23 protein-coding genes are annotated in these 21338 nt (G+C 67.9%); 15 read left to right on the forward strand and 8 right to left on the reverse strand.

The window, feature by feature from the left end; genetic code table 11:
- The first annotated feature begins 37 nt into the window (after positions 1-37).
- From ACZ6O0_RS42470 to ACZ6O0_RS42485, 4 genes are read left to right on the forward strand one after another with little or no spacing between them, the layout of a single operon-like run.
- Positions 38-619, forward strand: coding sequence for a TetR/AcrR family transcriptional regulator (locus ACZ6O0_RS42470; protein ID WP_465770788.1), 582 nt, complete (start codon positions 38-40; stop codon positions 617-619).
- Positions 616-2004 (forward strand): MFS transporter, encoded by a 1389-nt coding sequence (locus ACZ6O0_RS42475; protein WP_465770789.1) that lies wholly within the window; start codon positions 616-618, stop codon positions 2002-2004. Before ACZ6O0_RS42470 ends, ACZ6O0_RS42475 begins: the two co-directional genes overlap by 4 nt.
- 40 nt (positions 2005-2044) lie before the next feature.
- Positions 2045-2671, forward strand: coding sequence for an MOSC domain-containing protein (locus ACZ6O0_RS42480; protein WP_465770790.1), 627 nt, complete (start codon positions 2045-2047; stop codon positions 2669-2671).
- Positions 2668-3891: an MFS transporter gene (locus ACZ6O0_RS42485; RefSeq protein WP_465770791.1), complete on the forward strand. Its 1224-nt coding sequence runs from the start codon at positions 2668-2670 to the stop codon at positions 3889-3891. Before ACZ6O0_RS42480 ends, ACZ6O0_RS42485 begins: the two co-directional genes overlap by 4 nt.
- Here ACZ6O0_RS42485 and ACZ6O0_RS42490 read toward each other — a convergent pair.
- From ACZ6O0_RS42490 to kduI, 3 genes are read right to left on the reverse strand one after another with little or no spacing between them, the layout of a single operon-like run.
- Positions 3870-4625 (reverse strand): IclR family transcriptional regulator, encoded by a 756-nt coding sequence (locus ACZ6O0_RS42490; protein WP_465770792.1) that lies wholly within the window; start codon positions 4623-4625, stop codon positions 3870-3872. The genes ACZ6O0_RS42485 and ACZ6O0_RS42490 overlap by 22 nt on opposite strands.
- Positions 4626-4644: 19 nt before the next feature.
- A complete protein-coding gene (locus tag ACZ6O0_RS42495) occupies positions 4645-5406 on the reverse strand; it encodes an SDR family oxidoreductase (protein ID WP_465770793.1) in 762 nt (253 codons plus the stop codon).
- Positions 5403-6233 carry a 5-dehydro-4-deoxy-D-glucuronate isomerase gene (gene kduI / locus ACZ6O0_RS42500; RefSeq protein ID WP_465770794.1) on the reverse strand — a complete coding sequence of 277 codons (831 nt, stop codon included), beginning with the start codon at positions 6231-6233 and terminating at the stop codon, positions 5403-5405. The genes ACZ6O0_RS42495 and kduI overlap by 4 nt, the downstream gene beginning before the upstream one ends.
- Positions 6234-6317: 84 nt before the next feature.
- Between kduI and ACZ6O0_RS42505 the strand changes: the two genes are divergently transcribed.
- The 4 genes from ACZ6O0_RS42505 (at position 6318) to ACZ6O0_RS42520 (ending at position 10000) form a co-directional block, all read left to right on the forward strand.
- The gene (locus tag ACZ6O0_RS42505; protein ID WP_465770795.1) at positions 6318-6524 is read left to right on the forward strand and encodes a hypothetical protein; all 207 of its coding nucleotides are present in this window, start codon (positions 6318-6320) and stop codon (positions 6522-6524) included.
- Between the two features lie 40 nt (positions 6525-6564).
- Positions 6565-6750, forward strand: coding sequence for a tautomerase family protein (locus ACZ6O0_RS42510; protein ID WP_363865795.1), 186 nt, complete (start codon positions 6565-6567; stop codon positions 6748-6750).
- Positions 6751-6910: 160 nt separating this feature from the next.
- Positions 6911-7936 carry an aspartate-semialdehyde dehydrogenase gene (locus ACZ6O0_RS42515; protein ID WP_465770796.1) on the forward strand — a complete coding sequence of 342 codons (1026 nt, stop codon included), beginning with the start codon at positions 6911-6913 and terminating at the stop codon, positions 7934-7936.
- A 228-nt stretch (positions 7937-8164) separates the two neighbouring features.
- Entirely contained in the window at positions 8165-10000 is a 1836-nt protein-coding gene (locus ACZ6O0_RS42520; RefSeq protein WP_465770797.1) for an AMP-dependent synthetase/ligase, read from the forward strand.
- Positions 10001-10132: 132 nt separating this feature from the next.
- Here the strand turns inward: ACZ6O0_RS42520 and ACZ6O0_RS42525 are convergent, their stop codons facing one another.
- Together ACZ6O0_RS42525 and ACZ6O0_RS42530 are read right to left on the reverse strand one after the other, a co-directional pair.
- The gene (locus tag ACZ6O0_RS42525; protein ID WP_465770798.1) at positions 10133-12028 is read right to left on the reverse strand and encodes a M6 family metalloprotease domain-containing protein; all 1896 of its coding nucleotides are present in this window, start codon (positions 12026-12028) and stop codon (positions 10133-10135) included.
- Between the two features lie 405 nt (positions 12029-12433).
- Positions 12434-13018 (reverse strand): hypothetical protein, encoded by a 585-nt coding sequence (locus ACZ6O0_RS42530; protein WP_465770799.1) that lies wholly within the window; start codon positions 13016-13018, stop codon positions 12434-12436.
- 550 nt (positions 13019-13568) lie between these two features.
- Between ACZ6O0_RS42530 and ACZ6O0_RS42535 the strand changes: the two genes are divergently transcribed.
- Together ACZ6O0_RS42535 and ACZ6O0_RS42540 are read left to right on the forward strand one after the other, a co-directional pair.
- Positions 13569-14144: a SigE family RNA polymerase sigma factor gene (locus ACZ6O0_RS42535; protein WP_465770800.1), complete on the forward strand. Its 576-nt coding sequence runs from the start codon at positions 13569-13571 to the stop codon at positions 14142-14144.
- A complete protein-coding gene (locus ACZ6O0_RS42540; protein WP_465770801.1) occupies positions 14141-15193 on the forward strand; it encodes a hypothetical protein in 1053 nt (350 codons plus the stop codon). The genes ACZ6O0_RS42535 and ACZ6O0_RS42540 overlap by 4 nt, the downstream gene beginning before the upstream one ends.
- 172 nt (positions 15194-15365) lie before the next feature.
- Here ACZ6O0_RS42540 and ACZ6O0_RS42545 read toward each other — a convergent pair whose 3' ends face one another.
- The 3 genes from ACZ6O0_RS42545 to ACZ6O0_RS42555 all read right to left on the reverse strand — a co-directional run bounded on the left by ACZ6O0_RS42545 (position 15366) and on the right by ACZ6O0_RS42555 (position 17477).
- Positions 15366-15794 (reverse strand): SRPBCC family protein, encoded by a 429-nt coding sequence (locus ACZ6O0_RS42545; RefSeq protein ID WP_465770802.1) that lies wholly within the window; start codon positions 15792-15794, stop codon positions 15366-15368.
- Positions 15791-16681, reverse strand: coding sequence for an MBL fold metallo-hydrolase (locus ACZ6O0_RS42550; RefSeq protein ID WP_465770803.1), 891 nt, complete (start codon positions 16679-16681; stop codon positions 15791-15793). Before ACZ6O0_RS42550 ends, ACZ6O0_RS42545 begins: the two co-directional genes overlap by 4 nt.
- Before the next feature lie 112 nt (positions 16682-16793).
- Positions 16794-17477 carry a Crp/Fnr family transcriptional regulator gene (locus tag ACZ6O0_RS42555; RefSeq protein ID WP_465770804.1) on the reverse strand — a complete coding sequence of 228 codons (684 nt, stop codon included), beginning with the start codon at positions 17475-17477 and terminating at the stop codon, positions 16794-16796.
- A 151-nt stretch (positions 17478-17628) separates the two neighbouring features.
- Between ACZ6O0_RS42555 and ACZ6O0_RS42560 the strand changes: the two genes are divergently transcribed.
- From ACZ6O0_RS42560 to ACZ6O0_RS42580, 5 genes are all read left to right on the forward strand, one after another.
- Positions 17629-17892 carry a hypothetical protein gene (locus tag ACZ6O0_RS42560; protein ID WP_465770805.1) on the forward strand — a complete coding sequence of 88 codons (264 nt, stop codon included), beginning with the start codon at positions 17629-17631 and terminating at the stop codon, positions 17890-17892.
- Positions 17893-18004: 112 nt separating this feature from the next.
- Entirely contained in the window at positions 18005-18742 is a 738-nt protein-coding gene (locus ACZ6O0_RS42565) for an IPT/TIG domain-containing protein (RefSeq protein ID WP_465770806.1), read from the forward strand.
- An 11-nt stretch (positions 18743-18753) separates the two neighbouring features.
- Positions 18754-19710 (forward strand): hypothetical protein, encoded by a 957-nt coding sequence (locus ACZ6O0_RS42570; protein WP_465770807.1) that lies wholly within the window; start codon positions 18754-18756, stop codon positions 19708-19710.
- 29 nt (positions 19711-19739) lie between these two features.
- Positions 19740-20621 (forward strand): hypothetical protein, encoded by an 882-nt coding sequence (locus tag ACZ6O0_RS42575; RefSeq protein WP_465770808.1) that lies wholly within the window; start codon positions 19740-19742, stop codon positions 20619-20621.
- Complete coding sequence (locus ACZ6O0_RS42580; RefSeq protein WP_465770809.1) at positions 20622-21332, forward strand: HD domain-containing protein; 711 nt, start codon at positions 20622-20624, stop codon at positions 21330-21332.
- Positions 21333-21338: the final 6 nt, after the last annotated feature.

The raw sequence follows: 21338 nt of genomic DNA on the forward strand, positions 1-21338 counted from the left end.
GCTTAAGTTAGTAGTTACTACCTACTAACTTAAGAGTATGTCGCCGACACGGATGAGCGGGCGCGAGCGCCGCGAGCAGATTCTGGCCATCGCCGAGGACGAGTTCGCCACCGCCGGTTTGTACGGTGCCTCGACCGAGACGATCGCCCGTCGGGCCGGGATCACCCAGGCGTACGTGTTCCGGTTGTTCGGCACCAAGAAGCAACTCTTCCTGGAGTGCGTGGACGCCGCGTTCGAGCGGATGACGCTGGCGATGCTGGCCGCCGCCGGTGGTGCGAGCGGGATCGAGGCGCTGACCGCGATGGGCCACGAGTACAACGAGATGCTCGCCGACCGCACCACGCTGCTGCTCCAGTTGCAAGGCACCGCCGCCGCGGCCGCCGGGGATGGTGAAGTACGCGACGCGGTCCGGGGCAGCTTCGGCCGGCTCTGGCAGGCCGTCGCCGACACCGCTCGCCTGGACCCGGTGACCGTGAAGGCGTTCCTGGCCTTCGGGATGTTGCTCAACACCAACGCCGCCCTCGACCTGCCCGAGGTCGATGAAACATGGGCGCGGCAGGCGCGTACTCGCATCCAGCCCGGCCTGTTCACCCACATCACCAGCGAAACCAACCGATGACCAGATCGGAAACCGTCGGCACGGAGACCTCGCCGCGGGTCCTGGTCGCGGTCGTCGTCTTCGTCGGTCTGCTCGTCGCCGTCATCGGGAGCCTGGGCGCCCCGCTGATCACCGCGGTCGCCGAGCATTACGACGTCTCGCTCGCCGCGGCCCAGTGGACGCTGACCATCGCACTGCTATCGGGTGCCGTCACCACTCCGGTGGTGGGCCGGCTCGGGTCCGGTCCCCGGCGGCGGACCGTCGTACTCGTCACGCTGGCGGTTGTCGTCGCGGGCAGTCTGCTGACGGTGATCCCGCTACCGTTCGCGGTGCTGCTCGTCGGCCGTGCGGCGCAGGGCGCCGGGCTCGGCCTGATCTCACTGATGATGGCGACCGCTCGCGATCACCTCGACGCGAGGCGTTCCGCCAGTACGATCGCGCTGCTGTCGGTCGCCTCCACCGCCGGCATCGGCATCGGCTATCCACTGGCCGGATTGCTGACCGACCTCTGGGGTATCCGCGCCGCCTACGGGCTCGGCCTCGCCATCACCGCCGCCGCGCTGATCGTTGCCGTGGTCGGCATCCCTGCAGCACCGGCGCGACCGTCGAGTCGCGTCGACGTGCGTGGGGCGGTGCTGCTCACGGTCGGTCTGCTGGCCCTGCTGATCGTCATCAGCCAGACCGATCTCTGGCGACACCACACCGCGCTCGCGGTCGTCGTACTCGCGGTTTCGATCCTGGTGCTCGCCGCATGGGCAGTCGTCGAGGCGCGGACCGAGAAGCCGCTGGTCGACGTACGGCTCCTTCGTCATCCAGCGATCGCCGCCGCCAACCTGGTGATGCTGACCGGTGGTGTCGGCATGTATCTCCTGCTCAGCCTGATCACGCGCTACGTCCAGACGCCCGCGTCCGCCGGGTACGGGTTCGGGCTGAACACGTTCCAGGCCGGGCTCGTCCTCGTGCCGTTCTCGGTGCTCGGGTTCGTGGCCGGCCGGATCCTGCCGGGCCTGCGCGGCCGGGCCGGAGTGCGTCTGTTGCTCGCGGCAAGTACCTCCGTCGTCCTCGCGGCGTTCGTCCTGTTCGCGCTGGCCCGCGGGCACCTGGCCGAGCCGGTCATCGCGATCAGCATCCTCGGCTTCGGTGTCGGCGCGTTCTCCGCCGCCATGCCGGCGGTCATCCTGGCCGCGACTCCCTCGGCCGAGACCGCGAGTGCGATGAGCGTCAACCAGGTCGTGCGCAGCGTCGGCTTCTCCATCGGCAGCGCTCTCGGCGGACTCATCCTCGGTGCCTACACCACCGACATCTTCCCGCGGGAATCCGGCTACACCGCAGCCGCCTGGGCCGGTGCGGCCACCACGGCCGTCACTCTGCTGGTCGTTGCCGCCGTACCCCGGTCGCGCGAATAACCGGTGGATCCGGCCCGGCGATCGGGGAGAGGATGCCGGTATGCGGTTGCTGACGGTCAACGTGGTGGAGAAGCTGATTCCGGGTCCGAAGGACACCGGCTTCACCGCCATCGACAAGCGACCGCAGCCAGGACGTGTCGCCGTCCGCGAGCTCGGCCTCGCCGGTGACCGGGTGTGTGACACCGCGAACCACGGCGGTCCCGACCTCGCGCTCTACGCGTACGCCGAGGAGGACGCGAACTGGTGGGCCGCGGAGCTGGGCCGCGAGATCCCGACCGGCCTGTTCGGGGAGAACCTGCGCACCGAAGGGCTCGACATCACCAATGCACTGCTCGGTGAGGTCTGGCGGATCGGCGACGAGGTCGAGGTGATGGTCCGCGCACCCCGCATCCCCTGCGTCACGTTCCAGCACCGCATGCAGATACCGCACTGGGTCAAGCGCTTCCACCAGGCCGGCTGTCCCGGCGCCTACCTGAAGGTTCTCCGGACCGGGACGATCGGCGCGGGGGACCCGATCCAGATCCTGAGCCGGCCGGATCACGAGGTCACCATCGGCGAGATGTTCAGCGCCCAGGATTCGGCGAAGATGCAGGGGATGCTGGACTCGGATGTCGACCTGATGGACGAGCTCCGCGAGACCGCGCGGCGCGTGGCGGCGCGCGCGTGAGCGCGCGGCAGTCGACCGGGATCCTCCCAGCCCCCGGACCATTGCGCCCGTTGGCGCTCGCGACCCTGCTCAGCCGGATCGGCAACGGGCTGCTGATGACGGTCAGCGTGCTGTACTTCACCCGGATCGTCGGACTGTCCATCGCGCAGGTCGGTCTCGGCCTCACCATCGCCGGTCTGTTCGGTCTGCTGTCGGCGGTGCCGCTGGGACACCTGGCCGACCGCCGTGGTCCTCGCACCCTGTTCGTGATCCTCAGCCTGCTGCTGTGCGCGATATCGCTGCTCTATCTGCTGGTGCACGCGTTCTGGCAGTTCCTGATCGTCTCCGTGGTGCTCACCGTGCTCGACCGGGGAGCCGGAGCCGTGCGGGCCGCGCTGATCGCCGCCATCACGCAGGGAGCGGACCGGGTCGCGGCCCGCGCTTACCTGCGGGCGGTGACCAACATCGGCATCATGGCCGGCGCCGGGATCGGGGCGTTCGCGCTGCACTTCGACACGGGGACGGCGTACCGCCTGATGTTCGTGCTCGACGCGGTGCTGAGTGCCATCGCGGCCCTCGTCGTACTCGCGGTGCCGCGAGTGGAACCGCTGCCCCACGGCGACGGCGGGCCGGTGTGGGTGGCGCTGCGGGACCGTGGATACCTCGCCGTGGCGGCCCTGAATGCCGGGATGTCGATCCACTACGCGGTGTTCGACGTCGCGATCCCGCTCTGGGTGGTCGACCACACCGACGCGCCCCGGTGGGCGGCCGCACTGGTGCTCATCATCAACACTGCCGTGGTCGCACTGTTCCAGGTCCGCTCGTCGCGGGGGATCGCCGACCCCACCACGGCGGCCCGGGCGACCCGGCGCGCCGGGGTGTTGCTGCTGGCATCGATGGTGCTGTTCGCGACGGCGTCGGCCGGTGACGCCGTGATCGCCGTCGCCCTGCTCGCGCTCGGCGCCGTCGTGCAGGTGATCGCCGAGCTGCTGCAGTCCTCCGCCTCGTTCCTGCTCGGTTTCGACCTCGCGGCCGACCACGCGCAGGGTCAGTACCAGGGTGTCTGGAACACCAGCATGTCGATCAGCAATATGGTCGCCCCGACCGTCCTGGCCCTGCTCCCGCTCGGCCTCGGCGTTCCCGGCTGGATCATCCTGGGCGTGTGGTTCGCCGTGACCGGGGCGCTGTTCGTTCCGGTCGTGCGGTGGGCGGCGGCGCGTCAGTTGGTCGGCTCGCGGTAGCCCAGGGCCGCGGAGATCTTGCGGGCGGCCTCGATCGCGGCCGGTGCCATCAGGGCGACCTGGGCGATCGACTGCTCGAGCGACAGCGTGGAGATGCTGACGGCGGCGATCGCGGTGCCGGTGTGGTCGTGGATGACCGATGCCACGCAGCGGATGCCGGGCTCGTTCTCCTCGTCGTCGAGGGCGTAGCCGCGAGCGCGGACCTGGGCGAGGTCGGCCTTGAGAGCGGCCGCGGTCGTGTGGGTCAGGGGAGTGCGGGCGGGCAGGCCGGTCCGGGTGATGTGCGCGTCGAGCGCCTCGTCGTCCTTCTCGGCGAGCAGCGCCTTGCCGATGCCGGTGCAGTGCAGCCAGAAGGCCTTGCCCACGCGGGAAGGCATCCGGTACGGCTTCGGGCCGTCGAGGCGGGCGACGTAGATCGCCTCGTCACCGTTGAGCAGGCCGACATGCACGGTGCACCGGGTCTGTGCGACGAGGTCCGCGAGGACCGGCCGGGCGACCGTGGCGAGGTCGACGTTGGTGAGGGCGTGACCGGCCAGCCGGAGTGCCTTCGGTCCCGGGTGGTACGAGCCGTCCTCGGCCTGGGCGACGAACTCGTGCTCGACCAGCGACGCCATGATCCGGTGCACGGTCGACTTCGCCAGGCCGGTCGCGTTGACCACGTCGGTGAACCGCGAGTGTTCCAGTACGGCGTCCAGCACCATCAACGTCTTGTCGATGGCCGAAGGCGAGCTCATGTCAGGCATCCTTGCACTCCTATCTGGCCAGCCAGCCGCCGTCGACCGCGAGCACGTGCCCGTTGACGTAACCGGCCGCCGCCGAGGCCAGGAAGACCGCGGCGCCGACGATGTCCTCCGGCCGCCCCCAGCGACCGGCCGGGATACGCTCCCGGATCGCGGCCTCGCGAGCCGGATCCGCGCGCAGCACGGTGGTGTTGTCGGTACTGATGTACCCGGGCGCGATCGCGTTCACCTGAACGCCGGCCGGTCCCCACTCGCTGGCCAGTGCCCGGGTCAGTCCCGCGGCCGCGTGCTTGCTCGCAGTGTAGGCCGGAACGGTGATCCCGCCCTGGAAACTCAGCAGTGAGGCGATGGTGACGATGCGGCCCTGACCGCGTGCGACCATCGCGCGGCCGATCGGCCGGGTGACCGCCCAGGTGGAGTTGAGGTTCACGTCGATCACGTGCTGCCAGTCGGCGGTGCTGGTGTCGGCCGCCGGCGCGCGCCGGATCGTGCCGGCGTTGTTGACCAGGATGTCGATCCGGCGCTCGGCTGCCAGTGCCTCCGCGGTGGCCTCCACCGCTGATGGATCTGCGAAGTCGGCGGTGACGACCGTCGCCTCGCCGCCGCCGTTCTGCTCGATCGCTTCGAGGGTGTCCTCGAGCGCCGCGTCCCTTGCCATCAGGATCAGCTCGGCGCCGGCCGCGGCGTACCCGGCCGCGATCGCCGCCCCGATACCCCGCCGGGCTCCGGTGACGAGCGCCGTACACCCTTCGAGACTGAAGGGATCAGGCGTCACCGCAGATCCCGTACGTCGACGCCGTCCATGTCGCCGAACGCCTGGTTCTCGCCCGCCATCGCCCAGACGAAGCTGTACGACGAGGTGCCGGAGCCGGAGTGGATCGACCAGCTCGGCGAGATCACGGCCTGCCGGTCGGAGACGATCAGGTGCCTGGTCTCGCCGGGTTCGCCGAGCAGGTGCACGATGCGCTCGCTCTCGGGGAGTCCGAAGTACAGGTAGCACTCGGTCCGGCGGTCGTGGGTGTGGGCGGGCATGGTGTTCCAGGTGCTGCCGGGGTGGAGCGTCGTCACACCGAGCACGATCTGGCAGCTACGGACGCCGTCGGCGTGGATGTACTGGTCGATCGTGCGGCGGTTCGCGGTCTGCTGGTCGCCGAGCTCGAGCCGGTTGCCCTCGCCGGGATTCACCTGGGTGGTGGGGAAGTCGGTGTGCGCGGCAGCGGAGAAGACGTAGAACGCCGCGTCCGGTCCGTCGAAGACGACCTCGCGGACGCCGCGGCCGGCGTACAGGCAGGCTCCGGTGCCGAGTTCGTACTTCGTGCCGTCGGCGGTGACGGTGCCTGGGCCGCCGACGTTGACGATGCCGGCCTCGCGGCGTTCGAGGAAGTACTCGCTGCGCAGCTCGGGCCAGGTCGGCAGCGTGAGCGGACCGTCCGCGGGCCGCGCGCCGGCCAGGACGATCCGGTCGTGGTGGGTGAGCACCGCGGTGATCGTGCCGGGGGTGAAGAGGTCGTCGACCAGGTAGTGCTCGCGCAGCGCGGCGGTGCCGAAGCCGGGAACCTGGGCGGGATGGGTGGCATGCCGGATCTGCAAGGTGGTCTGCACAGAACCAGGTTCTAGTGGACGGAACCTGCTGTCAACGGATGCTGGCGCTGGAACAAGCGCCGGAATTGTTCCGGGTTCCGTGTCTTGACACGTAGTTCTGTTCAGTGGAACCTTCCAGGCATTCGCCCATCGGCCCTGGTCGTCGCGTTGCCGCTGGCAACATCTCTGGTGGTGTACGTCGGCCTCGGCCTGCTGCTGCCGGAGGGTGGTTCCGACGTGGACGAGCTGGTCGACTCCCTGAACACCGACCCCGCCGAGGTCACCGTTCGCCCGGCCGCCGCCCTCAGCTGAAACACTTGCCACCGCCAACCCCTTTGAGGAGAACCCCTTCATGCCGAACATCACCGTCGAACTCCTGTCCGGCCGCACCCTCGACCAGCGCCGGGAGTTCGTCGCCGCCGTCACCGACTCCGCCATCGCGATCCTCGGCGCCAAGCGCGAGTCCGTCCGCATCGTCTTCCAGGAAATCGAAAAAACCGACGTAGCCAACGGCGGCACCCTCGCCGCCGACGCCTAGAAACGCGCGGCCCGGCACCTCCGTCCGCTCCACGGCGCCGGGCCGCCGCACGCCCACCCGCAGCCCCGCTGCCCCCTCCCTCCGCCTTAACCCCAGGGGGCAGCACCGCATGCTGAAACAACCGGGCGGTCGGGGCAGCGACCTACTACTGTTCTTGAGCATGCGAGTAGGTGTTTTCGGAGCCACAGGCCAGGTCGGTAGCGTCATGCGGGAGCTGCTCATCAAGCGCAAGTTCCCGGTGGACGAGGTGCGGTACTTCGCGTCCGCGCGGTCGGCGGGGACCAAGCTCCCGTTCGGCGCCACGGAGATCACCGTCGAGGACTCCGCCACCGCGGACTTCACCGGCCTCGACCTCGCCCTGTTCTCCAACGGGAAAACGGCATCCAAGGAGTTCGCTCCGAAGGTGGCCGCGGCCGGCGCGGTCGTGGTCGACAACTCGTCCGGCTGGCGGATGGACCCCGACGTACCGCTCGTCGTCTCCGAGGTGAACCCGGGCGACCTCGACCACCTCCCGAAGGGCATCGTCGCCAACCCGAACTGCACCACCATGGCCGCGATGCCGGTGCTCGCCCCGCTGCACCGCGAGGCGACGCTGACCCGGCTCGTGGTGTCGACGTACCAGGCCGTCTCCGGCTCCGGCGGCGTCGGCGTCAGCGAGCTCGAGGACCAGGCCCGCGCCCTCGTCGAGCCCGGCGGCAAGCTGGCCCGCGGCACCGAGGGCATCACGCTGCCCGAGCCCAAGGTGTACGCCGGTCCGATCGCGTTCAACGTGCTCCCGCTGGCCGGCTCGATCGTTGCCGACGGCACCGGTGAGACCGACGAGGAGCAGAAGCTCCGCAACGAGAGCCGCAAGATCCTGCACATTCCCGACCTCCCGGTCGCCGGCACCTGCGTCCGCGTCCCCGTCTTCACCGGCCACTCGCTCAGCATCCACGCCGAGTTCGCGGAGCCGATCACCCCCGAACGCGCCACCGAGCTCCTCGGCGACGCTCCCGGAGTCGCGCTCGCCGACCTCCCGACGCCGTTGCTCGCCGCCGGCCAGGACCCGTCGTACGTCGGTCGCATCCGCCAGGACCAGTCCGTCTCCGGCAACCGCGGCCTGGTCCTGTTCGTCTCGAACGACAACCTCCGCAAGGGCGCCGCCCTCAACGCGGTCCAGATCGCCGAGCTGCTCGCCAACCGCTGAAACGCCCGCTCAGCCGTGCTCCGGAGGCACGGCGACGGGCGGCGTGGCCGCGCTCGCCGGGGCGACCGGATCGAGCGGTAGAACGGATTGTGAGTCGTCGGCCACCGACCGTAGGCACCTGTTGCGGAAACGTAATGGAGAAGGTTCAGGCGGGCGAGCGAGTGCCATGGTCAGGCATGCCTTCCACCAATTACCCTCCGGTTACTTGACCCCCGATGGAGGCCAGTTATGAAGCCTGTCGCCGATTCCGGCCAGCTCGCACTGCTCAGCAACCGCAAGGACACGATGGCCCAGATGTTCCTGGACCGCGTCGCCGCGACCCCGCACCGCGAGGCGTTCCGGTACCCGGCCGGGGATCAATGGAAGTCGGTGACCTGGCGCGAGACCGACGAACTGGCGCGCCGCCGGGCGGCCGGCCTGATCGCGCTCGGCGTCGAGCCGGAGCAGCGCGTCGCGATCGCGTCGAGCACCCGGATGGAGTGGATCGACTGCTACCTGGGCGCCGTCCTGGCCGCGGCCGCGACGACCACGATCTACCCGTCGACGATGTCGTCCGACGTCGCGTTCATCGTCGCGGATGCCGACGTACAGGTCGTCTTCGCCGAGGACGCGGGGCAGGTGGACAAGCTGCGGTCGCACCGGTCCGAGACGCCGTCGCTGCGCAAGGTCGTGCTGATCGACGGCACGCCGTTGGAGAGCGACGGCGACTGGGTGATCAGCCTGTCCGCGCTGGACTCGCTGGGTGAGTCGTACCTGGCCGAGCATCCGTCGGCGGTCGACGAGCGGTTGGCTCAGATCAAGTCGGACCACCTCTGCACGTTGATCTACACGTCCGGCACGACCGGTCGTCCGAAGGGCGTGCGGCTGCCGCACTCGGTGTGGACGTACGAGGGAGCGGCGGTCGAGGGGATCCGGGTGCTGAGTCCGGACGACCTGCAGTTCCTGTGGTTGCCGTTGTCGCACGTGTTCGGTCAGGTGCTGGTCGCCGTACAGTGCCAGATCGGTTTCGCCACGGCGGTCGACGGGCGGATCGACAAGATTGTCGACAATGCGGCGATCGTCCAACCGACGTTCATGGCCGCGGCGCCGCGGATCTTCGAGAAGGCCCACGGGCGGATCGTGACGATGGTCGCGTCCGAGGGCGGGATCAAGGCCAAGCTCTTCGACTGGGCCTTCGGGGTCGGTGCGCGCGTCTCCACGCTGCGCCAGGCCGGCAAGGAGCCGAGCGGCTTGCTGGCGGCGCAGTACGCGACGGCCGATCGCTTGGTGCTATCGAAGATCCGGGCTCGCTTCGGCGGCCGGATCCGGTTCTTCGTCTCCGGCTCGGCCGCGCTCGACAAGAAGCTGGCCGAGTGGTTCCACGCCGCCGGGCTGCTGATCCTCGAGGGCTACGGCCTGTCCGAGACCGCGGCCGGCTCCTCGCTGAACCGCCCGACGCAGTACCGGCTCGGCAGCGTCGGTCCGATCTTCCCGGCCACCGAGATGAAGATCGCCGAGGACGGCGAGATCCTGATCAAGGGCCCCGGCGTGATGAGCGGCTACCACAACCAGCCCGAGCAGACCGCCGAGGTGATCGACGCCGACGGCTGGTTCCACACCGGGGACATCGGGCACTTCGAGGACGAGTTCCTCTTCATCACCGACCGCAAGAAGGACCTCTTCAAAACCTCCGGCGGCAAGTACGTCGCCCCGCAGGTGATCGAGGGCCGTTTCAAGATGATCTGCCCCTACGCGTCCCAGTTCGTTGTCCACGGCAACAAGCGCAACTTCGTCTCCGCCCTCGTCACCCTCGACCCCGACGCCATCATCGCCTGGGCCGCCGCGAACAACCTCGCCGGCCGCCCCTACGCCGAGATCGTCACCTCGGACGCCGCCCGCACCATGGTCCAGACCTACGTCGACGAACTCAACGTCGGCCTCAACCGCTGGGAAACCATCAAGAAGTTCACCATCCTCGACCGGGACCTCACCATCGAATCCGGCGAAATGACCCCCAGCCTGAAGCTCAAACGCAAGTACGTAGAAACCCAGTACGCCGACCTCCTGGACAAGATGTACGAGTAGCCCCGGCGCCCTGTGTCGCCTCGCACACCGTCCCAACCCTGAACTGACGGGGCGGCGCAGACACCCGCGCCGCCCCGTGACTGAACCGTCGTCCAGGCTGATCTGATGCCAGGCTCGTCGTCGGTCATCGGCTCAGGGTGAGACGGCCGGGTCGGCAGCCGCGGCGGTTGCCGGTGCGCCCGCTTCGGCCGGGGAGGGCGCCGGTGACGCGGCGCGCAGTGCGTAGAAGCAGCCAGATCCCGGGTTCGGCGGTGCCGATGCGTACCCCATGATGCCTGACATCGCGTCCGCGGAGACCGTGGCCGTGTAGACCAGCCCCGGCGCGTTGGTGAAGTTCCAGAAAGCGTTGCCCCCCACCTGGACCCAGCGGCCGCCGCCGAAGGCGTAGCTCCAGGTGCCATCCGGATTGAAGGTGAACGCGCTTGCCTTGAGCACCGATCCGGAGCATCCCCAGTCGACCGCCACCACGGGCCAGGTTCCCACCACACTCGCCATCGCACTTCCTCCTTCTGTAGTCACAGTCATCGATGCGCCCGGCGCGGAGACGCTGACGATCTCCAGCCCGGATGCGGTTCCGTCCCACCACTTGCTGTCGGGTCCTGTCGCCGTACCGAATCCCTCGGCCGTCGGCGCTCCGTACAGGTCATCGACGTCGCCGGGATTGACCCGCCGCTCGAGATCGAATCGGTCGTCCGCCTGCTCCAGCGACAACTCGTAGTGCATGGTGGGCGTCATCTGCTCGTTGTTGTTGCTGCCCAACCGGTCGACATGCCAGATCAGCAGCCCGGCGTCCGGTAGCGCGCTGTCCCGGCCGCTCTGTTGCCGGTTCTCCAGGATGAAGTACTCGTTCACATCGCGGCGGTGCATCAGGAAGTCATTGCTGCCGGCCCCGACCGTCGCTGTCATACCCGGCCCGAGTGTGGTGAGTCGCGACGTCCACCCGGACACGTCCTTGAGATAGGCGCTCACGTGGCACGGGTTGGTGTCCGACGCGCCGTAACACATCAGGCAGTAGTTGCCGACCCCGTAACCCTCGCCACCGTAGTCGTACAGGTCGGGGTAATCGCAGACCATGTGCCCGTTCTCGTGGCAGAACGTGCGCAGCGTCAGCTGACTGCCGACGTTGGTGATCTGATAGTCGGACAGCTTCTTGGTCGGCGTCGCCTGGTACGGCGTGGACAGCCCCGACGAGTGTGGCCACAGCCCCTGGGCCCAGTTGTTCACCCGGTCGCCCGCGTAGAACACGTTCAGCGCGTAGACGAAGCCGGCACCGTCCGCGCTCAACCCGGAGAAGTCGAATCCGTGCGCGGTGAGATCCGCCAGCGCTTCCCGGATGAGCTCCTGAGCACGCTGACCGTAGGGAATCGCCGGGTCCGTGTAGTACGACCGCGGATGTACGGCGGTGTAGTACGTCGTCACCGCGTTCGTGTAGCGCAACTTGCCGTCCGACACGGACCGGAAGTAGTCGTAGACCGAGCCGTTGTTGCCGAACCCCGTGTACCCCGGCTGGTTGCAGAAGTTGTCGATCTCGCCCTGCGCGATCGTGGCAGGCACGTCGGGGAACTGAACCAGCACGCACAACCCGCGGTAGTCGCCAACCGTTCCGGCCGGCTCCGGAGGACCCGCGTCGACGTCCGGTTCGGCTGCCAAACCGGCATCCCGCCTGGCCTGTGTCCGCCGCTGCTCGCGTCGAATCTGCCAGCGTGGCCGGCTGCCCTGCTCTTCCAGTGCCGCATGCACCGCCGCCGCGCGAGAGCGGCTGGTGGCGCGCGGTGCCCGCAGGTGCCGCGCCATGCCGAGACCGCTTGGATCGGCCTCGCCGACCCGGGTGGTCGTGGGCACCAGGTCGGTGAGATCGGCCGCCAGCGTGGCGTAGTGGTAGAAGCCGGTGTCCGGGTCCTGCACGACGGTGTAGCCGTCGAGCGTCTCGAACACGGCCTGGAACTGATCGCCCCAACCACGCACTTCGACCTGTGTGCCGTCGGGATTGGTGAACGTGAACTGCTCGCCAGAGAATGGTGTAGGCATGAGACCCCCTCAGAACCCTCGTATTGGTCTGAGGCATGCACCGCCCGGTCAGATACATCGGCTTCCCGAGCGCTCAGCCACGATCTGCAAGAGCTGCCCGGGCTAGCGCGACGCTGCCGTACCGAACGACGGGTAGTGGTGCGCCGCTCCCGGTGTCGTCGAGCGGGCTCCAGTCTGGCGAGTGGCAGCCTGAGCGACCACTACCCGTTGTTCTGCACGGTGCGCGGCGGTCAGCTGTTCCGCCGCTGGCCCCGTGGGCCCGCTTGAGCGAGCTGATCGCTCAAGCGGGCGCGGGCAGGCTGGCGGTCGTCAGGTGGCGCGATGAGGCGTGGCAAGAGGTGCCGTGCCGCCAGTCTGTTGTCACCTCGGACATGGCGCTGGGGACAACTGCACCTCACCTCAACTTCAGGTGGTGGTTTGCGAGGCGGGGACGGTGGGGTCGCTGGCGCCGAGCACGGCCCGAAGCCGCTGTAGTGCCCGGTCGGTGAAGAGTCCCGCCAATGCCCCGGCGATGGCGAGTATCGTCACGCCGGCGACCGACGTGGTGGTGTCGCCGATGCTGACGAGGCCTGCGCTGACGGCGAGTACCGTGATTGCGCCGAGCAGTGCAGACCACATCGGTCGCAGGAGGTACCACCAGAGGTAGCCGCGCTCGAGTGACTCGTTGCCGGCGCGGAGTGCGAAGACGATGCTCTGCTGGATAGCGCTTCCTACCGCACCGGCTGCAGCACCCACCATCATCAGACTCATGTTCAGGCTGATGAGGCCGGCCTGGCCAGCCGGACCAGCCAAGGCGAGCGTCTGCTGCGTCGAGGTTTTGGCTTCTGCGGCCTCTTGTGCGATCACCAGTTGCTCGGCCAGGCCGAAGGCAGCGACGAGCGCGGTCAGTGCAACGGTGCCGACCGCCAGGTTCACTAACCCGATCTGGCGCCGTCGTCGGGAGGACATCAACCGTAATTGTCCGCCAGTAGAGATTTCTGCGGTTGTCATTTCGAGCTCCTTGTGTGTTTGACGCCCGCGGGGCGAGTGCGCCGCCGGCGAGTATGGGGTAGGGACCTCGCGTCCCGGGTCCCGGGGCCGATTGAGGCGGATTCACCTTCGTGGGCGGCGAAATCGCCCACGAAGGTCCTTTGATCAGCCGCCAACGGCGGCGAGCGTCTTTGCGATGTAGAGCCCGACCTGAAGCGGTGGTTGCAGCAACTGCCACTGCGGTTCACCCGCCGGTGCGGGTCGTGCCTCATCGAGCCCTGCCCCTGGTCTCCATCAGTGGCCTGGAGGCCGGCGACGATCGCGAGCCGCACCTGGGCGACCCCGCCGCCGCCTGGGCCCTCCAAACATCGTTTGATTTGTCATCGGCGACCTGGATGCCGATGGCGGTTGGTCGAACTCTCCGGATCACTGTCCCTGCCTTCGATCGGACGAAATGGATTTCGTCGGTTACCGAGGGAGACTGGGCGACTCGGACCTTCGGATGACAGGTCGTGATTCTGGTCTTTGGCGCTGGGTCACTTCGAGGAGTGATGACGGTTGCGCGTCATCCATGGACGGCTTTCAACCGGTCTTCCCAGATGTGACCATCGATGTACGCAGGCTTGCACTGCGGTCAGGGGGACCGATGACGGCAGCGGAGGGATTCGACGCATTCGTCGGGGCACGCTCGCGCCAGCTACTCCGAACGGCGTACCTGCTGACTCACGACCATGCGTTGGCCGAGGACCTCGTGCAGACCGCGCTCGCCAAGGCGTGGTTCTCGTGGAGTCGAATCGAAGCCGACGACCCGGAACCGTACGTACGCAAGATCATGGTCAACACCTACGCCTCGTGGTGGAGGCGCCGCTGGAACGGCGAGCAATCTACCGACGAGGTTCCGGACATCGGGGAAGTGGCCGGCGGGGCGGACGAGCGGACCGATCTGTGGGCAGCGCTTCGCCGGCTCCCCAAGCGGCAGCGCGCCGTGATTGTGCTCCGGTTCTACGAAGACCTTACCGAGGTCGAGACCGCGCGGGTTCTCGAATGCACGGTCGGCACGGTGAAACGCCACTCCAGCAGGGCACTTGCGAAGCTTCGCGTGGACCCGGCGCTGCTGGACCAGTCAGGGCAGGAGGCGAACCGATGAACCTCAACGACCTGCGTGGTGAACTCAAGGCACGCTCCCACGACGCTGACTCGAGCGAACCGGATATGCGCCCGGGAATCGAACAGAAGATTCGAACCACGAAGCGGCGGCGCGCAGCCATCGCCACCGCTTCGGCAGCCGTGGCCGTCGCGCTACTGGTCGCCACGCCAGTCATTCTCGAGCGTCACCGTTCGAGGCCGGACAACCCGGTCGACAGACCGACTACACCGGTCGTGGTCGTTTCTCCACCAACCGGCGACGTTACGGCTGCCGGCGTCACCTACCGCAAGAAGATCGGCGGCCGGACACTGCTCGCGGCGGTGCTCGGCGAACCTGGCCAGCGTTCGGTAACGCTGCGGTGGAAGATCTCCACCACCAACATCGCGATGTACCAGTACTGTGACGCCATCGGGGCGGCGAACGGAGTGTGGCCACAGTTGGAGATGGCAATCAACGGGCCGTTTCGCAGCGTCGGAGATTGTGGTGACAGGAATCTCCCGGACGCGACATTGGGGTCGAATATCGACATGACGAGTGTCTCCAGCCTCAACCTTCAGGTGGGTTCCACACTCGAGTGGACCGTCAGGTTCACGGCGTCACCAGGTGCGCCGACGCCCGGCCCGCAGGCCCGCTTGGGTCTGGCGATCTACGACCGTGGCGAAGAACGACAGGTCCCTGGTGGTGTTCTCGAGGTCCTGCAGGAGATCGAGGGTCAGAATTACCGCCTCAAGGCCATCGTCAGCAAACCGATCTGGCGTGGCGCCGAGATCAGTATCCCGACGCCGGCCGATCGCCGCTTCTTCCTGCGGTACGGAGGAGCCAAGGTTGGCCCCGGAGCCCGGACCCGTCTGGAGGGAATCGGCGTAGGTCGGGGCAATGTGTGGCCTAACGAGAGCGGCTTCCCGTTCGCCGGCACCGGGGTCACTGACATTCAGCCGAACGGCCTGGTAATCAAGCCCCGCCCGGCAGGCGTCGCGACACTGCGGGTTCTGGTCAGCAAGCCGACTCCTGGCACCATGTTCCTCGCGTTGTACGAAGCAGACCAGTGATGACTTGCTCCTTGCGGTTCAGTCTGGCAGGAGTGATAAGGACCTGCGCCGTACTCGGGACAATCTGGGTGGGTTCTTCTGACGAGCAAGGCGAGGCTTTCGAAGTACACGTGCCAGCGGGTCGGGTCGGAGACACGATCGCACCGAGGTTGTCGTAGTGCTCAGCCAGACGTCACATTCGTTCGAGGGTTTGCTTCAGTACGGCGAGGTTGGCGGCGACTGCGGACTTGATGCGGCCCGCCACCAGCGGGCCCAAGAGGTTGAGTGGGCCTGGTGGGTGGAGGTCGATGGTGTTGGTGAGGGTGGTGGCGTTGGTGGTGGGGTGGAGGGTGTAGGTGAGGTGGGCGGGGAGGGCGTTGAGGGTGCCTTGGATGGTGAGGGACTGGGGTGGGGTGAACTCGGTGATTTCGAGGGATTCCTCTGTGTGGACAGGGATTGTGCGGGTTTGGAGGTAGCGGGTGCCGATGCCGGGTGGGCCGGGGGTGAGTTGGCGGGTTTCGGCTAGGGCGTAGTTCCATTGGGGGAGGTTCTCGAGGTTTGCCAGGTAGGCCCAGACCGCCGACGGGGAACGGTTGATGGTGATCGTGTTGGTGAACTTCATCGGGGCCGCCGGGAGCTGTCGACGAGGCGTTGGGCGGCGGTGGGGTCGTGGGCGGGGAGGATGACGAGGCCGGGGAGCTGTTCGGCCAGGGCCAGGACCTTGTCGGTCGTACGCGCGAGTTCGCCACGCGCGCCGACTCCGGGGAGCTGGCGGCGTTCGAGGAGGGCGGCTTCGTAGGTGAGGTCGCCGACCATCAGGAGGGGTGGGAGGTCGCGGCGGCGTACGAGCATCGAGATCGAGCCGGGCGTGTGACCGGGGGTCGGGAGCAGGACGATCGAGCCGTCGCCCATCACGTCGAACGCCTCGGTGAAGGGCCCCAGGTCGGTCGGTTCGAAGGTGATGTGCTTCCAGCGCCTGCCGGGGATGTCGATGTGGGCGCGAAGGAAGCCGCGGGCCTCGGGGGAGAACCCGGAGAGCTGTGCCCATTCCGCCGGCGTGATGAGAAGTTCGCCGCCGAGCTGGGGGATGCCGCCGATGTGATCCTGGTGCAGGTGCGAGATGACCGCCTTGTCGACGTCCGCGGTCGAGTACCCGAGGGTGCCCAGTTGCGCGTCGAGCGTCTCGTGCTCGGCGATGTGGAACTTGGCGAGCCGGTCGTACACGACGCCGTTGAACCCACCCGGGAAGTACGACGGATCCGTCACCGAGGCGCGGTCCTGGCCGGTGTCGAACAACACGAGTCCGTTGGCGTGCTCAACGACGTACACGTTGATCGGCCGGGGTGGCAGCCACCGGCGTGAGGTGAGCAGCCACCAGTAGAGCGGCTTCTTCGAGCCGTGGGCGTGTTCGGGGTGGATCTCGACGGTGCCGGTGCTGATCACCGACACCGCGCGTACCGGGTCGCCAGTACCGTTACGGGCCGGCAATCTGGTCGCTTCCGTGGACATGTTGACTCCTGAGGTGCCGATCGGTCCCGACGGATTCGGGGCCGAGGGCATCAGTCTTCGCCCGCGGACGCGCTGTGTCTGTGACTTTTGTAGTGCGCCGGAGTAACCGAGGTCACGCGTCGTCCGGGTTCCACGTCTGGTCGTGGAGCCCGGTGGGGTCGAGGATGTGGACGCGGTCCGCGGACGTCGCGACCAACTGGGCCAGCCGGAGGTCCCGCAGCACGCGCGCGACCACCTCACGGACCGAACCGACGGCATCCGCGAGCTCCTGCTGGGACACGCGAGCGACGAGCTCACCGCGTGGACTCTGCTGGGTGGACGCGAGGTCCAGCAGGTGCGCGGCGACCCGTTGGCGCACGGTGCCGAAGGCGTTGACCGCTGTCTGCTGCAGGTTCTCGTACAGGCGGCGGCTGAGCTCCTCCGCCATCGCCCACGCGACCCGGCTGTCGTCCCGCGCCGTGGCGGTCAACAGGCCGGCGTCGATCCGGAAGAGGCTCGAGTCGGCAAGCGTCTGTACGCCGACGTCCGCCGGACCGCCGACGAGTACGGCGATGCCGAGTACGTCGCGGGGACGCGCGTACCGGACCGTCACCTGACGACCCTCGGGCGACGACATGTACACGCGCAGCAGCCCGTGGACGACCAGCAGCGCCCGCGGCGCCGACCGCTCCCGATAGAGCGTGCTACCCGCCGGGTAATCGATCCGGTCACCCGTGGCCAGCAACCGCTCGACCAGCTCGGCCGGCAGCCCGCCGAGAAAGCTCCCGGCCATCGCCGCCGCGACATCCGCATCCACCCCCCAAGCATCCGCCACTCATCACCGGATTGCTTCAAATGGGTGCTCTTTCGAGCGGGATGTACGTTTCGGCCTCGATCTCTCCTCCGGATAGGTGAGGGGGAATCATGAGGACCATTCGGGGGCGTCTGGCGTTGCTGGTCGTACTGCCGTGTCTGGCCGTCACGAGTTGTGGGTCGAACCCGGCTCGTTCGGGTGTGGCAGACGCGATCCCGGCGGCATCACCTACGCCTGGGCAGAGCGAGGCGAAGACCTGGACACCGGCGCAGCCGTCGACGCCGGCACCGACCGGTACGTCGTCGACGTGGCCTGGATCAGGCAGTACGACGACCCCGCCGGCGCGCACCTCCACGCCAGGGCAGACCCCCGCGCCCGGGCCCACGTCGACGCCAGGCGAGACGGCCCGACCAGGTAAGACATCCCAGCCAGGTCACACATCCTCGAGCAAGCCAAGTCAGACGACCTCGACAGGACCAGGTGCTACGACCTCGACCCAGCCGGGCCAGGGACGCACGTTCCCTCGGAAGGTGGCAGTCGCCAAGGTGACCTGGGTCCCGTTCGGCCCGGCTGCCGCCGACTCGCCGCCGCCGATGGAGTGGTTCGGCCGGACGCATCGCGCAGTTCTCGCCACCGGAACGGAACGCGTACGGCGCTGCGAGGACCTGGCCGTCGTGGAAGGCGACACGCTCGGACGGATGCGCTCGGCGTACCGCGGTGTCGGCGAAGCCTGCCTGGGCGCCCTGAGCGGTGACCCGGCGCGCTGGAGCACCGCGATCGCGTACCTGAACCAGTCCCAGCAGGCCCTCGCCGGCCAACCACAGAGCTGCTTGGAGCGCTCGGTGGTGTCGCTGCTGGAGCGGCTCGTCTCCGTGCACCGTGCGCAGCCGCGCGCTCGGCTGGAGCTCGTCCCGTCGGCCGGAACGGCTTGCCCGTGGGGCATCGACAAGCTGGAGCTCAGAGACCCGATCGAGAGCGCTCCCGAGCAGGTCGCGGGACCGCTCACCGGTGGGACCGAGGTGAAGATCGTCGGCGCGGGTCTCGTGCAGGTGTCCGAGGTGTACTTCGGTGACGTCAAGGCGACCAAGTTCACGAGCGGCAACGACTTCGCCGGCCAGTTCATGTACGCGTGCTCGCCACCCGGCATCGGTCCCGGGAAGGTGCCCATCACGGTCACGTCGCCGGGCGGCCGTCGTACCAGCCCATCGGGCGCGGTCTTCGAGTATTCGGCTGGTCTGCCCGCGGCCGGTACCAGCTGTGGATCCTAAGGAGCGATCCGTTGTCGACAATCAGACGTCGTCGAGGTCGAGCGAATCCGGCACAGCCCGAGGCAACCGGACATGAGCCGTTCGACGTCCTGAGGTCAGCGCTGAGTCTCGTCAGCGTCTTCGGTCCGCCGCTGACCGTGGCCACTGCGTTGCTCGTCTATTTCGGCTGGGCGAGGAGCGATGAGCAGGCCCGTCAGCTCGGGCTCGAGGAGAGCGTCCTCGGCATGTCCACCCGTGACTACGTACTCAGGAGCATCGACACCCTGTTCGTACCGCTGCTGGTGGTGGGTTGTGCCGGGATCGCATGGCTGCTCGCGCACGAGCAGATCTCGGCGGCGATCGATCACGGCCGAGGTCTGCCGGGCTGGCGTAGGAGCTTCCGTTGGCTGAGGTTCAGCTGGATCGCGCTGCCGGCACTCGGCCTGATCGCGGCCTTGGTGTGGCCGATGTGGCTGGAACTGATCGTGCCGCTGGCCATGGCGGTCGGCATCCTGATCTCCAGCTACGCGTCGGTGATGTGTCGCCGGATCGACGATCTGACCCGGTCCGACGACGAAGGCGGCCGGCTCGCCAAGTGGCATTGGCCGCTGATGAAGCTGCTCGTCGGAGCCTTGGTCGCACTCACGATCTTCTGGGAGCTGTCGACGTTCGCCGGCGTCGTCGGCCGCGGGCTCGCGCACCAGATCGTGGCCGGCCTCGATCAACGTACGGGCGTTGTCGTCTACAGCAAACAGGACATCCAGCTCGGCGGCCCCGGCGTCACGAAGTACCGCATCACCGAGCCCGCGTCCGCCTACGGCTTCCGGTACGACGGCCTCCGCCTGCTCCAGCGCACCGGCGACAAGTTCTACCTCCTCCCCGTCGGCTGGCGAACCGCCGCCGACGGCGTCATCGCCCTGCCGGACGACGGATCGGTACGAGTCGAATTCAGCACAGCCGGGAAGTCGGCAGACGATCCCGGCCAATAGCAGTACCCGTGGTGAGTGAGGGGAGTGTCATGGCCAGTCCTGAGGCAAGGACGTATCGAAACGTGCGGCTCGCGATGATCGCCGTTCTGGTTCTGCTGACCGCGTCGGTCCTGATCGAGCGGTTCAACACCGATCCGCTGTGCTGGCAGGGGTCGATCAGTGCGTACTACTACACACCGGCGCATGCGGTGTTCGTCTGCTCGGTGCTCGCGATCGGCGTCTGCATGATCGTGCTCAAGGGGAGTACGGCGCTGGAGAACGTCCTGCTGAACATCGGTGGGATGTTCGCACCGGTCGTGGCCCTGGTACCGACGCCGGGTCCGGGGGACTGCTGGTCGGTGGAGTACACGCCGAGCAACGCGTCGCCGAACATCGGCAACAACATCTGGGCCTTGTTCGCCGCCGGCGCGCTCGGTCTGCTGCTGTCGGTCTGGATCAGGGGCGATACCAAGCGCAACCCCGCGGGGACTGGGGACGACGAGCGGTGGGGCACCGCGCAGGACCGGGCACTGGGGGTGTCGAGTGCGATCCTCGTGGTCGGCGTCCTGTGGTTCGTGCTGTCCCGCTCCACCTTCGAGCGCAACGCGCATTACGTGGCGGCCGTCGCCTTCTTCGCGCTGATCATCTGGATCGTCGCGCTGAACGCGCTGCACGCACCCCGCAACCCCGAGACCGGCGAACGACTGAAGGCCCGGGTGACCTGGATCTACCGAGTGATCGCGGCGTTGATGCTGATCTTCGTCGTCTACGGACTCCTCGGCTGGTGGCGAGACTGGACGTACTCGCTCCTGCGCGTCGAGGTCGCCCTGATCTTGTTGTTCCTCGCCTTCTGGATCACCCAGACCAAGGAACTCTGGACCCCGGGCGTGCGACCACCTGACTCGGCGGAGAAGGTGAAGGTGTCGAAGTAGATGTGGGGTCCGGAGGTTCTCAGCCCGCGCGACAAGGTCTGTCTGTTGCCCACCGTGGTTGCTCGACTCAGCACCACGGTCTTCGGGTTGGCGGCGTACTGCGCGGGCAAACGCGGCCGCCCGCTGTCACCGGAGGTTGACGTGGAACCTCCGGTGACAACCTGGACGACGAACGCCGAGGTCCGCAGTCTCGAGGTCCTGGGTCACGACTTCTACGCGCATTCCCTGCGGACGTGGTGTTTCGGGCTGGCGCTGGCCCAAATCGAACACGCCGTACTCGACCGGGAACTGTTCTACGTCGCCGCGCTGCTGCACGACATCGGCCTACGCAAACCGATTGCCGATCGATGCTTCACAGTCGCCGGAGCCGAGGCCGCGGAGTCCCTCGCCCCCGCTGACACGCCACCGCAAGACGTCGAGCGAGTCCAATCGGCAATCCTCGCGCACATCGACGTCAAGCAGCCCACCGATCCGCTGGCCCATTACCTCCAAGCCGGATCCCTCCTGGACGTCGCCGGCGCACGAATCTCCGACCTCGATCCATGCTTCGTGCACCAAACCTGCCAACAATGGATCCGCGCCGATTTCCCAGCAACCTGCCGCTCCCTCTGGCGCGCCGAGTGCCACCGCTTCCCCCACGGCAGAGCGGCCTACGCCCGCCGCCCAGGCGCACTCCTCCTGAGCACCCACCTCAACCCCCTCCCGAGCTAACCGCCG

The sequence above is a fragment of the Kribbella sp. NPDC048837 genome, assembly GCF_055586945.1.